Origin of the sequence: Chitinophaga sp. NPDC101104, from assembly GCF_050277495.1 — a bacterium.
GTDB lineage: Bacteria > Bacteroidota > Bacteroidia > Chitinophagales > Chitinophagaceae > Chitinophaga.
This window is the reverse complement of sequence record NZ_JBNNSF010000001.1, coordinates 2,106,950-2,121,067: the sequence shown is the minus strand read 5'-3', so window position 1 is coordinate 2,121,067 and position 14,118 is coordinate 2,106,950. Positions and strand designations below refer to the sequence as shown.

11 protein-coding genes are annotated in these 14,118 nt (G+C 56.0%); 8 read left to right on the top strand and 3 right to left on the bottom strand.

The window, feature by feature from the left end:
* Positions 1-18 precede the first annotated feature (18 nt).
* The 3 genes from ACQKLP_RS08630 to ACQKLP_RS08620 all read left to right on the top strand — a co-directional run bounded on the left by ACQKLP_RS08630 (position 19) and on the right by ACQKLP_RS08620 (position 6,383).
* Positions 19-3,549 (top strand): beta-propeller fold lactonase family protein, encoded by a 3,531-nt coding sequence (locus ACQKLP_RS08630; protein WP_427321968.1) that lies wholly within the window; start codon positions 19-21, stop codon positions 3,547-3,549.
* Positions 3,550-3,566: 17 nt separating this feature from the next.
* The gene (locus tag ACQKLP_RS08625; protein ID WP_427321966.1) at positions 3,567-4,607 is read left to right on the top strand and encodes a hypothetical protein; all 1,041 of its coding nucleotides are present in this window, start codon (positions 3,567-3,569) and stop codon (positions 4,605-4,607) included.
* A 138-nt stretch (positions 4,608-4,745) separates the two neighbouring features.
* A complete protein-coding gene (locus tag ACQKLP_RS08620) occupies positions 4,746-6,383 on the top strand; it encodes a GH32 C-terminal domain-containing protein (protein WP_427321964.1) in 1,638 nt (545 codons plus the stop codon).
* Here the strand turns inward: ACQKLP_RS08620 and ACQKLP_RS08615 are convergent, their stop codons facing one another.
* Positions 6,384-7,874 carry a LamG-like jellyroll fold domain-containing protein gene (locus ACQKLP_RS08615; RefSeq protein WP_427321962.1) on the bottom strand — a complete coding sequence of 497 codons (1,491 nt, stop codon included), beginning with the start codon at positions 7,872-7,874 and terminating at the stop codon, positions 6,384-6,386. It abuts the gene before it with no gap.
* Between the two features lie 216 nt (positions 7,875-8,090).
* On the opposite strand from ACQKLP_RS08615, the gene ACQKLP_RS08610 reads away from it, so the two are divergent.
* From ACQKLP_RS08610 to ACQKLP_RS08590, 5 genes are all read left to right on the top strand, one after another.
* Complete coding sequence (locus ACQKLP_RS08610; protein WP_427321960.1) at positions 8,091-8,894, top strand: SDR family NAD(P)-dependent oxidoreductase; 804 nt, start codon at positions 8,091-8,093, stop codon at positions 8,892-8,894.
* A 23-nt stretch (positions 8,895-8,917) separates the two neighbouring features.
* Positions 8,918-9,790, top strand: a complete 873-nt coding sequence (locus ACQKLP_RS08605) for an RNA polymerase sigma factor (RefSeq protein WP_427321958.1) — start codon at positions 8,918-8,920, stop codon at positions 9,788-9,790.
* Between the two features lie 16 nt (positions 9,791-9,806).
* Entirely contained in the window at positions 9,807-10,334 is a 528-nt protein-coding gene (locus ACQKLP_RS08600) for a DUF3237 domain-containing protein (protein WP_427321956.1), read from the top strand.
* Between the two features lie 193 nt (positions 10,335-10,527).
* Entirely contained in the window at positions 10,528-10,977 is a 450-nt protein-coding gene (locus ACQKLP_RS08595) for a helix-turn-helix domain-containing protein (RefSeq protein ID WP_427321954.1), read from the top strand.
* Positions 10,978-11,048: 71 nt separating this feature from the next.
* The gene (locus ACQKLP_RS08590) at positions 11,049-11,804 is read left to right on the top strand and encodes an SDR family oxidoreductase (RefSeq protein ID WP_427321952.1); all 756 of its coding nucleotides are present in this window, start codon (positions 11,049-11,051) and stop codon (positions 11,802-11,804) included.
* Between the two features lie 20 nt (positions 11,805-11,824).
* On the opposite strand, the gene ACQKLP_RS08585 is transcribed toward ACQKLP_RS08590, so the two are convergent.
* Together ACQKLP_RS08585 and ACQKLP_RS08580 are read right to left on the bottom strand one after the other, a co-directional pair.
* Positions 11,825-12,808: a thioredoxin-like domain-containing protein gene (locus ACQKLP_RS08585; protein WP_427321950.1), complete on the bottom strand. Its 984-nt coding sequence runs from the start codon at positions 12,806-12,808 to the stop codon at positions 11,825-11,827.
* A 78-nt stretch (positions 12,809-12,886) separates the two neighbouring features.
* Positions 12,887-14,077 (bottom strand): redoxin domain-containing protein, encoded by a 1,191-nt coding sequence (locus ACQKLP_RS08580; RefSeq protein ID WP_427321948.1) that lies wholly within the window; start codon positions 14,075-14,077, stop codon positions 12,887-12,889.
* Between the last annotated feature and the right edge of the window lie 41 nt (positions 14,078-14,118).

Sequence of the window (14,118 nt, the reverse complement as noted above, 5' to 3'; positions counted from 1 at the left end):
AACATTTAATACACGCATATGGAAACATTACAAAACAAATTGCCGCAGCTGACGCATGCCGCAGAAGCATCGCAGGGCACGTTGCCGCAGCTGTCTTTCGAGATCGGGAACCCGTCGGCCGCCAATACGATATACATTACCACAGACCCGGCGGTGAACAAGCTCACGCTCGCCATCACCTTCAATACCGGTGATGCCACTTTCACGCCCGGCGAGCTCGTTCCCAAAAGCGATGCGCCCAAGGCTGCGGGGTCGATCCTCTACCTCGACCTCAGCGCGCTGCAGCTCACATCCGCCGAATTCGGGGCGCTGACCTGTGCGGCGGCCGACTGGCAGTTCGAACTATACCCGGACGACCACCTCATCTGCATGACGCCCACGGCAGACATTACGCTGGGCAGCGGCGCCGGCGATGCGATCAACATCGCCATCAACGGGTTAACGATGAGCAATCCGCCGGCGGCGCCCAACGCCAGCCTGAACGTGAGCTGCTTCAGGGTAAGCCCCGCTTCCAGCGGCAAACTGCCGCAGGTATCGTTCTTCAAGGTACTGCTGCAAAATGCGCCCGACGGCCAGAAGGACCTCAATACCGCCATCGGCTGCGAGCTCAATTCCGCCAGCGATATCTTCAACAGCATCGACGGGTACGATCCGGTGATGAACAGTATTTCCTTCATTTTCAAGCCCGGGCCTACGCCGGCTGTCGTGAAAGCCGGGCCTAAAACGGTGTTCACCGTTTCGTTCGTGTACGCCGCCGATTGGCCGGGGTATGGCGCGTTGACGACGCCCGCGTCCGCAGCGAAGATCAGGGTACGGCAGGGGCAGAACGCCAGCAACTGGACGATCACCCAGAACGCCGACCAGCAAAACCCCTGCTGGCTCATGGTGCCGCCAGACGGACAGGCCATAATCGGTACCGGTACGAAATCGGTCGTGCAGTTCGACATCGACCAGATCGTGACCACCTTCGAGCCCGGGCCCACGCTCATGTTCGTGCAATACCAGGACGTGCCCGGGTATAACGACGGATCTTACTACATCGTCCTGAACAAAATCCCGCATGTGGCGATAGACAACCTTACGATTTCGCCCAACCCTGCCATCGTGCAGAATGGTGTGGCGGAAGTGACGGTGAGCTGGACGGCCAAAAACTTCAAGCTGCTGACGCTGATGCCGTTCTATGAGGACGTGACGAAGGTGACAAGTTACAAGGCCCTCCTTACCGAAACCACCGACATCACGCTGGTGGCCAATGGCGCCGGCGGACCGGGGAACACGGTGATGAAAACCGTAACGGCGAACGTGCTGCCGGAAATCAACTCATTCATCGCAACGCCTACGGCGATCTATAAAAAAGATTTCCCGCACGACGTGAAGTTTTACTGGGACGTGGATACCAACGATCCCGTGTACCTCGTCAACGTCCGCGACAATACCAAAGAGCCGGTCGACAAATCGGGAACGCTGTACAAATCCGTGAAAAACCCGGGTATGTGGTCCATCGTCCCGAAAAACTCCGCGAAACTGTACGAACTGCAACGCAGCGTGCTGATCCAGGCGTTTGACCAGGAACCCCGGAACGTGAACGTCGACTTCGTTCCGAAACAGGTCGTGGCCTCCCCCGACGCACAATTCGTGGCGGCCATCAACCAATCGGCCAACAGCGTCGAAATCCTCAATTCGCTGACGTACGACCGTTACACCGATCCCATCAATGTAGGCGGAAAGCCGGTAGACATCCTGTTTTCCACCAACGGCAAATATCTTTTTTCCGCGGAAGACAACGGCACGCTTACCGTGATCGGGGTGACGTATAACGACAGCACCGCGTCCTATTCCTTCAGCATCGTCTGCACCGTACCGCTCGACAATGTTCCCGCACACATAGCGGTTGGGCCAGACGAAGACTACGTTTTCGTGACCTGCAACGATAGCGAAGACCAGCAGGGGCATTTGATGGTGATCGAAAAACTGAGCGACACCGTTTTCTCCGTGAAAAACGATGTTCCCGTTGGGCTGTCTGCCATGGGCTTGGCGACCGACCCCACCGGCGCGCTGGTGTACGTGGCCAATGCGGGCAGCAACAACGTTTCCGTGGTGGCGTACAGTTCGCTCAACGACAGTTTCGATTTGATCCGCAATATTTCCGACCTGGATTCGCAACCGGTGGACGTGGCCGTGGGCGACCCCACGGGCGATACGCTGCTCGTGGTTTGCAAGGGCAGCAACAAGCTCATCGCGGTGCATCACGATGACAGGGGCTCGTCGCTGCGCCAGGAGCTCCCGCTCGGCAACTCGCCCATTGGCATAGACACGGATACCAGCCGCGCGTATGCATTCGTCACCAACTCCGGTAGCAATACCGTGACGCTGGTGAGCTGCGGCGGAGGGGTGTCCAACTGCAAAATCCTGGAAGCTGGTATTGCGACAGTGAACAGTCCGGCGGGGATTTCCCTCTCGCTCGACGATGCCATGGTGTTCGCCGCGAGCAGCACCGACAAATCCCTCACGGTGATCAAGCTCATCAATTACCAGATGCAGAACGCGCCGGTGAATGTGGGCAATCTGCCGACGGATGTGGAGATCAGCAACGACAACAAATCGGTCGTGTCCTGGCACAATGCGCTGATCACGATCGGCAAGGGCACTTATTCCAAAGGGCTGTCCGTGTACAACGTAGCAACCGGCGCCGTGGTGAACAAAATGAGCACCACCGATGTGATCGGCTGCGTATTCTCGCCACAGATCCCCGTTAAAAAGCTATTCCTTATCGCCAGTGCCGACGATTCGGTGGAAGTGCTGGATGCCACTACGTTCGCTTCGCAATTGAAGATCCCCATCCCGACGGGCACCGGCGGCGTCACCCGGCAACCGATCAATATTTCCATGTCGGCCGCCGGCGATTATATGTATCTGGTCGTAAAAGAAGCCACGGGACAGCATGCGCTGGTGACGTACGCCTGCGATGTGAATTCGAATATCTACACGGTGGTTTCCGACAACAACCTGTTCATATCCACCGTAAAGTCCAATACCATCCTGCTGGCCAATTCGCCGGACGGAGCCGTGGTATTTGTCCTGGACGCGTTCGCAGGCAAGATCTACACGATCAACCGGGACGCCAACGGCATTTACCAGCCATCCGAAAAAATCTATACGATCACCAGCATCGCGAAATCCATGGTGGTATCTCCAGACAACGGCACGCTGTACATCCTGGCGCAAACCAATATGATGACCAGTTTCGTGCTGATCGACATCCCCAAACAGGAGATGCGGGAATACAAATATCCCGATTCCTACGGCACGGTGATCAACCTGCAGCGTTTATGCATTTCGCCAGACGGCAGCCGGCTGTTCATCACCGATGCAGACATTACCGGCATCAGGGTGGTGAGCACCAATTCGCTCCGTATCGTGCAAACGCTCTCCTGGGAGCGCGACATCCGATACCCGATGGGCATCACGATGTTGCCGGACGCCTCTTCCATTTACCTGGCCTGTGTAAACAGCAACAATATTGCACAAGTGTTTCAAATCAATTCCTAATCCTTAAATTTTTTCTTATGGGATACCAAGGACTATTTATCAGGGACTACGTTGGCGAAACGCCCGACAACGCGAAAGGCCCCAGCTGGACGCAATCGCCCGACATCTGTATTTCCGGGACGGTGCCGCTGAAAGATCCGCAGTCGCTGCTGGATATGGACAATTACAACAAGGGCCTGCCCGACGGCGACAACCAGACGCCGTTGCAAATCAACTTCGTATATGCCCGTGGTATCAATACGGAACTGGTGGGCATCACTTCCACGATCTACCTGTATTATGTGGATACCAGCATCGTGTTATGGCCGCAGAACTGGAAGATGGATACCATCATGCATACCGAAGGTACCAACGTGCCCATCAACGCCGCGCAGGTAGTGGCGCAGGCGCAGGGGCTGGCCGCCACGATCGAACCGTTCAAATGGACGCCTCCGCGGCAAGACAACCATTATTGCCTGGTGGCGTGGGTGAAGAATGGCGACGACCAGCTGGAGCCGCCCGACCTGTACAGCATCGGTACGGTGAACGACATGGCCAATTTCATCCTGACGCATCCCAACGTTGGCTGGAAAAATACGATAGAAGTAGACGCCACACAGCCCACTATCGAAAATTACGCGACCATTTACGGTGCGGAAAACGGCGGCCTGCTGAACATCGGCGTACAATGCCAGAACCTGCCTACGGACGGCGAAATCGAGTTTTCCGTGCCCGGCCCGGATGCGCAGAATACCATCATCTTCCCCAGGCAGGCCATCCCGAACCCCAACTTCGCGCCCACCGTACAAGTGAGGTGGCCCGATAATTTCGATTCCACCATTACCTTCAGATACTACAAGGGCAAGACCGATCCGCCCGATGGCGCCAACATCATCCCGATCGTGGGCACCAACGGTACAGGGACCGATTTCATCGAGCATGTGAAACGCGTAGCGCCGCAATACCTGGCAGACGTGAACTATTATGCGTCTCCGGAAGAGATCATTACCAAAGGACAAGGCGTTCCCATCAAAAAGATCATGATCGTGGGAAGCGTTCCGTTTGAACTGAAACGCTAGCTTTTGAGGATTTACAACTGGCAAAACCCGCTCACGCAGCGGGTTTTGCTGTTTCACGACTTCACTTCCCGAGGGGTTTCTTTTCGGCCGGAGGATGATTATCTTTGGAAACCTGTCCATTTCATAACTGCATTCCGCATGAAAACGATCCCATTATTGCTCCTGGCGGCCCTTGGCGCCGGGTTCCGCGCTTCCGCCGCAGACACGACTTTCACGGTTACCAAACGGTACATCAACCTGCCCGTATCACAACGGTCGGAACGGTCGGTAATGAAGTTCAGCGTGAACGGTGCGGAAGACCGCCATTTCCGCATCCGCCTGAGCGCCGAGCCGGATTACTGGGTATTCGTGGACGCAGGCGCCTGGAAAGGGAAAAAACTGCGGGTGGAATTCGAAGGCGGGAAGGAAGGATTGGGGATGATTTACCAGGACGACCGCATTGCGGGACAGGACTCCCTCTACCGGGAGCACCGCCGTCCGCAGTACCACTTCTCCACCCGGCGCGGATGGATCAACGACCCCAACGGCATGGTATTTTATGAAGGGGAATACCATCTTTTCTACCAGCATAATCCATACGAAAGGGAATGGGAGAACATGACTTGGGGGCACGCCGTCAGCCGCGACATGGTCCACTGGGAAGAACTCCCCGTAGCCCTGCATCCCGACAAAACCGGGACGATGTTCTCCGGATCGGCGGTCATCGATCACGACAACACTTCCGGCTTCGGGAAACCCGGAAAACCGGCCATGGTGGCGCTGTACACGGCAGATAGCCCCGACCGCGAAGTGCAATGCGTGGCGTACAGTCTCGATAAAGGCCGCAGCTGGACCAAATACGCCGGCAACCCCGTGATCGATTCAAAGGAAAAATGGAACAGCAAAGACACCCGCGATCCCCGCGTGTTCTGGTATGCCCCATCGAAACATTGGGTGATGGTGCTTAACGAGCGCGACGGCCATTCGATTTACACTTCGCACGACCTGAAAAAATGGGACTACCAAAGCCACGTGACCGGGTTCTGGGAATGCCCCGATCTGTTCGAACTGCCCGTAGACGGCGATCCCGACAACCGCAAATGGGTGATGTATGGCGCGTCCAATACTTATATGATCGGGCAATTCGACGGGAAAACGTTCACACCCGAGCATGGGAAATTTTACTTCTCCGCCGGTTCTATTTACGCGGCACAGACTTTCAACAACATTCCCGCCAGCGACGGCCGGCGCATCCAGATCGGTTGGGGACGCATCCCCCAGCAAGGTATGCCTTTCAATAACATGATGCTGCTGCCCACGGAACTGACTTTACGCAATACGAAAGACGGGCCGCGGCTGTTCAGTTATCCTGTCAGGGAAGTATTACAGCTCCGTGATTCATCCCAGAAATGGGCGCAGCTCACGACAGACGAGGCCAACCGCCGGCTGGCGGATTTCGGTAACGACGATCAACTCTACATCAAAACCACCATCCGCCTCTCCCACGCTACCGACGCGGGGCTCAGCCTTTCCGGCCAGCGGCTTATCGGTTACGATATGAACTTCAATATGCTCAACGGGATGTTCTATTCTCCGCAAAACCCCACCAGCATGGAGCTCACAGCCGAAATCTGGCTCGACCGTTCTTCGGTGGAAGTGTTCGTGGACGGCGGGGCGTTTTCCTGGTCTGCGGAACGGAAAGCCGACGCCGGGAACACGGAAGGGTTCCGGTTCTGGGGCAACAACGTGACCGTCATTTCGCTCGAAGTAGCGCGTGTACGCGGGATATGGCCATAGCTAAGGCTTCCAGTCGAACACGGTGATCAGCGCGGCATGGTCTGACGGGTATTTTACCGGATGCCGGTCGATGAGGAACGATTTTACGGGGTGGAGTTTGCTGCCTTTGTAATAAATATAATCGATCCGGTCCTTGAACGCCGACGGGAACTCGGGGCTCCAGGTAGTGCCGCGGTCTTTCAACGGATCGGGATGCACTTTCCGGTAGCTGTCCGTGAACCCCGCTTCCGCCATGTAGATACTTTGCGGGAAAGGCACTACCAGTCCACCGTTCAAATGCTTCGTTTTTTCGACGTAATCCAGGTGAGATCCGCTGTTGAGATCGCCGCAGAAAATGACGGGCACTTCGTTTGCCCGGTGAATGACCGGCGACAGTCGCTCCAGCGTGGCGGTGAGCTGCGCGGCGTTGTGGGTTTTCATCCCTGCGACGAGCGTATCCGGTTCCAGCTTCTCCCTTTTCTCCAGCATGGCCCAATAATCGAAAGGATAGCTGAGCCAGTTGGTGATGAAGGCGACTTTCGAGGTTTCGTTCAGCCGGACCAATGCGCCGCCGTTGAAGAACGAACGGGAGCCGGGCAAGGTGGAGTCTATCGGGAAGCGGCTCATGATGCTCAGGTTGCTGCTGCGGAGGTAGAAATAATATCCCAGCGCATCGGCGATCTTCTCGCCCGAACCGTAGGTTTCCTGCATGGAAACGATGTCGGCGCCGGATTGACGGATGATGTCCACCACCCGTGCCGGCCCTGCGTCTTTCCCGGTTTCGTTGCCGCCGTGCCAGATGTTGAAGTTCATGACGGTCAGCTGCTTGCCCGCCGGCAGGCGCTTTTCGGGCGGCAGCGGGAAATGCCTGCGCCAGGAAGCCGCCACGTTTGCGGGGGAAAGCACACCATCGAAGAGGGTTACTTCGTCCAGCTGCCCGGGGAATGTGTTCCATTCGCCGCGGTCACCCTGTGGGCGCCCGCCGGCGAACAAAGTATCGGCGGCGGTGGCTTTGGAAATTCCTTCTATGTTATAAATGGCGACCTGCCTTCCATCGAAATACAGGGTGGCTTCCTGTTTGCCGACATCATGGCAAAACGTTAGCTGGTGCCAGCGTTTGTCGCGGATTTGCTGGCGTTGCGGGGTAGGCTGATAGCGATACACCGTTTTCCCCTGCTGCAGTTCCCAGGTCCATGCGCCGTTTTCCTGGATACCGAGCTGCCAGCCGTTCCCGGCAGCCGTTGCTTCGAGGAATGTGTACCCCGACCGGCCTTCTCCCGTTTTTACCCAAACCTGTACGCTATAAGATCCTGCATGCGACCGGAGGGCATAGGGGAAAGTAACGGGGCGCCTGGTGGCGGCGGCACTACTGAGGTCTAAAGCTTTTCCGGCGATGCCGGCGGTGGTGGGAACGGAAACGGTGTCGAACCCGTGGCGGGCTACCATCGTCTGGCCCATGGCGGTGGCAGCCGTGAGCGTGGCCATTGCGGCCAGTATACATGCAATTCGCATCGTCAGGTTATGTTTTAAAAGGAGGTTGGCGGGCTGGCCGGTTGCTTATCATCTGAAAAAATTCGCCCCGCCGCTCAAATATACAGCTTTGGGGAAAAGACGCAAGTCCGGTAATCCGGGAACTTTCCAACTGCCGGTTCTTCCATCGAAAAAAAAATTCCAAAAATCCCGATCATTTCGGGCCGCCCGATCGTCGAAATGAAAAAGCGATACAGAATGAAGAGTTTAAACAACAGGGTAGCGGTCATTTTCGCCGCGTCCGGGCAGGTGGCAGGCGCGGTAGCCCGCGCGCTCGCGCAACATGGCGCAAAAGTGTACGTAACGGCCAGAAGGCGGGCAGCGGCGGAAGCACTGGCCGGGGAGATCGTGGCTGGCGGCGGCCTTGCGGAAGCCGGCGAAGCAGATGCGATGGATGAAGCGCAGATCGACGGTTACCTGAAAAAAGTGGTGGCCGAAAACGGGCGGCTGGACATGGTGTTCAACGGTATTGGCAGTTACTACAAGGATGCAGGAAGCGGAACACCCAGCACGGTGGCTACTTTCGAACAATTCATGCACCCTTTGCAAAAGATCTGCGGTTCGCAGTTCCTCACATCCCGGGCCGCCGCTAAATACATGATCGAATCCGGGACGCCCGGCACCCTCCTGCTGTTCAACGCCTCGATGGCCAGAACGAAAACACCCAATATGGCGGGGTTTGCCGCAGCCTGCGCCGCCATCGAAGGCCTTACGCGGGTCATGGCCGCCGAATTCGGGAAACACGGCATCAAATCGATCTGCCTCTGCGCCGGCGCACTCCTGGAAACCCGGAAGATACAGGAAATGATCACAGACTTTTCCGCCCTGGCCGGCATTCCGCGGGAAGAAATGGCGCAACACTACACCCGCCACGACCTTCTCCCTACCGGCCCCACGCTCCGGCAACTCGGCGAAACCGCCGCGTTCCTCGTGTCAGACAACGGCACGCCCTTTAACAGCCACATCGTCGATTTCGATTGCGGAAAAATAAACCTACTTTAACATCCGAAAGCCTGCATCAAACCATGGAAAAAGAAACGCTGTACAACAAAGCCCTGGCCGGCGACATTAACGCCTTCCAGCAATTCTTCGCTGAATTCCAGCACCCGCTCAAATCTTACCTCTACCGCCTGCTCACCGACCGGAACGATGCAGACGACCTCACCCACGACACTTTCATCCGCGCGTTCGATAAAATCTCGACGTTCAACCGGCAGTCGTCGCTCAAAACCTGGGTGTTCAGCATCGCTACCCACCTGGCCTACGACCATCTGAAGAAAAAGAAAAGATGGCCCAAAGACGCGCAGGACCAGGGCGCCATGCTCGCCATCGGCACGGCGGAAATCGCCCAGTCGTTCCGGACGGTACAAAGCACCTCTCCTGCCGGGGCATACGACATGATGGAACATATCGACTTCTGTTTTACCTGCATTTCCAAAACCCTGCCCATCGAAAACCAGGTGGCGCTCATGTTGAAGGATGTATATGATTTCCCCGTGAAAGAGATCTGCCTCATTCTCGACAAAACCGAAGGCGTGGTAAAGCACCTGCTGAACGATGCGCGGGAGACGATGACCGGGATCTTCGACCACCGTTGCGCGCTCGTCAACAAAAACGGCATCTGCGATCAGTGCAGCCAGTTGAACGGGATTTTCAATCCGAAGCAGGACCAGCAGGCGCAACGCATGCAGCTCGACCTGGTGAAAGGCTCGAAGAAATTCAACCGTACGGAACTGTACGAGCTGCGGGCCCGCCTTGTCAAAGCCATCGATCCGTTGCAGAGCGGGGGTGCCGATTTGCAGGATATTATCATGCGATGCACCCGCACCGCCATCGGCGACGTCGATAACTTCTTCACAGCCGCAAACCCTTCAACACCTTCTTCCATCATCCCGTAAAAACATACTCATAACCATGAAAAAAGTAATTATCCTGGCTGCGGCGATCGTGGCCTGCACCGCCGTGCGCGTACAAGCGCAGGAACTTTCATCCAAATTCCTGTTCGACCTCGAGATTTCCGTACATCCGCCACAGGTTGTCGGACCTGTATCGACGGGGGCACGGTTGATCTTTCCCTTCCGGGAAGGGCTAGTCAAGGGCGATAAGATCAACGGCAAATTAACGGGATGCGGCGGCGAATGGGGATTGATGACAGACTCCACGACCTTCAGGCTCGACACGCGCGCAACCATCCAGACAGACGACGGCGCCCTGATCTATATCAGTTATACCGGTTTCAATTATGCGCCGGCAGACAAGTCCGCGCTTTTACGGGCGGGGAAAGGTCACGAGCTTTCGCCCGGGGACTACTACTTCAGATCGTCGCCGGTTTTCGAGACCAGTTCCCCGAAATACGCATGGCTGAACCATACCGTGGCGGTTGGCGTGGGGCGGTTCGTGGCGCCGGGGAAACTGAGCTACCGGATTTACGCCATTCAATAATAAAAAGGCCGGCCTGGCAGGATGTTGTTCTCCCAGGCCGGCCCATTTCGGCTGTTACTGCACGTTTTGCGCTTCAGGTTTACATTCAGCGGTAGGATTTGCATCACGGCGCTCCATGCGCAGCGGCCGGAGCCTGTCTCAGTTGCGGATACCGGGTTAACAAAGCGATATCCGCTTAATAATCAGGGATTTTATGTATTTTGAAAGCCGGAACGGCCCATCCGGCGGCAGCCGCATTTTAACACCCAAACCCGAGCATGCGATGACGAAAAATGAATTGAAAGCGAAAAGGAGCACCACGATCGTATTGCAATACCTCGATTTCATCGACCGTCATATCGAAGACGTGGTACACGGCGACGCGCCCGAATTCCTCGAGCTGAACCAGATCGCCCGGGAACTGGCCGTTTCGCACCAGCACCTGACAGACATCATCCAGAAGGAAAAAGGGAATCACCCCTGTCATTTTTACGACGCCAAAATTATCGAGAAAGCGAAATCGCTGTTGCGCGACCCCGACGTTTCCATTGCCGAAGTGGCCATGAAACTGACCTACGACCCGTCCAACTTCTCCAAATTCTTCAAAAAATGGACGGGTGAAACGCCCGGCGAATACCGGAAATCGCAAGGGCAGGCCGGATAAAAACCGAAAAGTTCACCATAATGCTTCCATGAATAGTGCTGAATTTTGAGTTCACAAAAAAACGCACGATCATGGCACGAAACGATGTAAAAGGGAAAACGGTACTGATAGCCGGCGGGGCAAAGAACCTGGGAGGCTTGCTCAGCCGCAGCTTTGCTGAAAAGGGCGCCAATCTTGTCATCCATTACAACAGCGACAGCAGCGGCGCAGACGCGATAAAAACATTTGCCGATGTGCGCGCTGCGGGTGCGGAAGCAATATTGGTACAGGCAGACCTCCGAAGCGTATCCAACATCACAAAACTCTTCGACGCCGGCATTGAAAAATTCGGCGGGGTGGATATCGCGATCAACACGGTAGGTAAAGTATTGAAGAAACCCTTCGTGGAAACCACCGAAGCGGAGTTCGACAGCATGAGCGACATCAACGCGAAAGTGGCGTATTTCTTCCTCCAGGAAGCAGGGAAAAAACTGAACGACAACGGGAAGATCTGCACGATCGTCACTTCCCTCCTCGCGGCCTACACCGGTTATTACTCCACTTACGGCGGGATGAAAGCCCCGGTCGAGCATTTCACCAGGGCGGCTTCCAAGGAATTCGGCCCGCGGGGGATTTCCGTGACCGCGGTTGGCCCCGGCCCCATGGACACGCCGTTCTTCTACGGCCAGGAAACTGAAGACGCCGTAGCCTACCACAAATCCGCGTCCGCACTCGGCGGGCTCACCAACATCCAGGACATCGCGCCGCTCATCGAGTTTCTCGTGACGGACGGATGGTGGATCACCGGTCAGACGATCTTCGCCAACGGCGGATACACCACGCGATAGCACCCACCGCGAAAAATTGATCAGGGAGCAAGACGGGAAAGGATCTCAGGCAGCTTCGATTTCATGGAGTAATCGAGCCAGGCGGCGATCTTCCCGTCTTTACCCACCACGATCACATGCGGGATGCTTTTGATGTTCAGTTTGTTTTTGACGGGCGAATCCGCCCCGAATCCCCCGTCTATCAGGCCCTGTTTCCATTCCATGCCGGTTTCGGCGATGGCCTGTATCCATTTGTCACGGGAATCGTCGAACGAAACGGCCACGAACTCCACGCCTTTCGGCTGCCAGGCTTTGTAATATTCCCGCATGGTCGGGATGAACGCCCGGCACGGCCCGCACCAGGATGCCCAGAAATCGAGCACCACCACTTTACCGGCCATGCTGCCGATGGAGAACTTTTCGTTTTCCGGACATGTCATGGAAAAATCCGGCATGTCTTTACCCGCGGCGGTAGTTTTGAACTGTTCCAGGCGGGCGGCCACTTCCTGTCCCCAGTGAGATGCCTTGTTGGAGGGGCTCAACAGGTCGTAGCCTTTTTGCACGTCTGCCAGCTCGCGCGTGAATGCGTGCACGAGGAATGCGGAGATGGGGGCATCTGCATGACCGGCAACATAGGTCAGCGGCGGCGATTGGCTTTCCAGGTAATCCCAGTACTGATCGTTGAGGCGGCTACCTTTGAAATGCTTGCCTGTAAGGTCTTGCAGGGTAGATTCCACGGTGTATTCGGTGTTTTCGAGCAGGATGCGGACGGTACGGGTGCTCACTTTCAGTTCCACCACTTCGGGTTGCGCAACGCTGCCGGTAAATATGAACGCTCCGTCCACGATCCTGACCCGTTCCGGCAATTCGCCGGGGGCTTTGGCAGCGCCTTCCACCGCCGGCGCAACGATAGACACGTATCCGCTGATAATGCCGGACACTTTGCCTTTGATGACGAACCCGTCCGCTGCCAAACATCCGAAGGGAAGCAGCAGGCCGAGCGCTATCTGAATGATCTTTTTCATGAAACGGTATTATGGCATCAAAAAGTAAAAAGGGGCCGGCCGTAGCGCCAGCCCCTGTTCTATCAAAACGTGGATGGATTATTTGAGGAATTCCGCCAGTTTCTTTTCAACGTCTTCGCCGTACAGGCCCATGGCAAGGATCTTGCCTTCCGGGCTGATGAGCACGTTGAAAGGGATCGCGGAGGCGCCATAGGCTTGCGCCGCGGGCTCAGACCAGCCTTTCAGGTTCGAGATGTTGATCCAGTCGAGCTGATGGGCGGCGATCGCCTTTTCCCAGGCTTCCTTCTTGCTGTCGAGCGAAACGGCCAGTACCACCAGGTCTTTGTTCTTATACTTGTCGCGCGCGGCTTTCAGGAAAGGGATCTGCGGTTTGCAGGGGCCGCACCAGCTGGCCCAGAAATCCACCAGCACATATTTCCCTTTGAAATCCGCCAGCGAAACGTTTTTACCGTTTACATCGGGTGCGGAGAATTGCGGAGCGTCCTGCCCTACGGAAACGGCGGAGAAATTACGGTCGGCGGCTTTACTGTCGTCGAAGCCCATGGATACGGGCGTAGGGTCTACCTTGCCGGGATGGAAATACCGCTGGGCGATCCGGGAAGCTTTCGCGTGTTCGCCGAGTTGATTCATGATGGAATCTTTCGCCTTCATGTTATCGATGTAACAGGTGGCCAGGTAAGCGGAAACGCCGGAGTTCATATTCCCGGCCAGCCATTTCCGCATGGCGGTCAAACGGATTTTCGTGAGGGAATCCGCCTGTTTGTTGATTTCGGTAGCCGCATCCTCGTCACCTAACTGGTTCGCTTCGCGGAACTTTTCTTCCAGCACGGCCAACTGTTTGCTGACCGGCGTTTCGGGATCGAGCATAGCGTATACTTCCATCCATTCCTTCACCCACTTGTCTCCCGAAAATTTGGCACCGGCCAGATAATCGCCTTTCCCCGCGATGTGCATTTTACCGCCTTCCACATAGGCGAGCATCATGCTTTTCAGATCTGCGCCCTGCCCCACCTTGATGATGTGGATGCTTCCCCCTTTGGGCATGGGTTTGTTGATGATGAACTTGCCGTTTTTGATCTGGGCGCTATCGTTTTCCCCGGCGTACATTTCGTAGAGGTACACCATGGTATCGTTCAGTTTCCTGCCAAGGTCGCCGGTAACGATGGCATTTTCGGATTGATTGATGATCAGCGTGACTTTGCCGTCAGACTGCTGGGCAAATGCGCCTGCGCCGGAAAGGCAGCAAGCGGCCAGGAGATATTTTTTCATGTGCGGTGATTTAAGTAATAGTCAATCGGGTTTATGAAATG

Bases quoted from the DNA above. Each gene is read 5' to 3' on its own strand.
- ACQKLP_RS08590 (WP_427321952.1), top strand. From the start codon at position 11,049: ATGGCACGAAACGATGTAAAAGGGAAAACGGTACTGATAGCCGGCGGG.
- ACQKLP_RS08585 (WP_427321950.1), bottom strand. From the start codon at position 12,808: ATGAAAAAGATCATTCAGATAGCGCTCGGCCTGCTGCTTCCCTTCGGA.
- ACQKLP_RS08600 (WP_427321956.1), top strand. From the start codon at position 9,807: ATGAAAAAAGTAATTATCCTGGCTGCGGCGATCGTGGCCTGCACCGCC.
- ACQKLP_RS08595 (WP_427321954.1), top strand. From the start codon at position 10,528: ATGTATTTTGAAAGCCGGAACGGCCCATCCGGCGGCAGCCGCATTTTA.
- ACQKLP_RS08610 (WP_427321960.1), top strand. From the start codon at position 8,091: ATGAAGAGTTTAAACAACAGGGTAGCGGTCATTTTCGCCGCGTCCGGG.
- ACQKLP_RS08630 (WP_427321968.1), top strand. From the start codon at position 19: ATGGAAACATTACAAAACAAATTGCCGCAGCTGACGCATGCCGCAGAA.
- ACQKLP_RS08605 (WP_427321958.1), top strand. From the start codon at position 8,918: ATGGAAAAAGAAACGCTGTACAACAAAGCCCTGGCCGGCGACATTAAC.
- ACQKLP_RS08625 (WP_427321966.1), top strand. From the start codon at position 3,567: ATGGGATACCAAGGACTATTTATCAGGGACTACGTTGGCGAAACGCCC.
- ACQKLP_RS08615 (WP_427321962.1), bottom strand. From the start codon at position 7,874: ATGCGAATTGCATGTATACTGGCCGCAATGGCCACGCTCACGGCTGCC.
- ACQKLP_RS08620 (WP_427321964.1), top strand. From the start codon at position 4,746: ATGAAAACGATCCCATTATTGCTCCTGGCGGCCCTTGGCGCCGGGTTC.
- ACQKLP_RS08580 (WP_427321948.1), bottom strand. From the start codon at position 14,077: ATGAAAAAATATCTCCTGGCCGCTTGCTGCCTTTCCGGCGCAGGCGCA.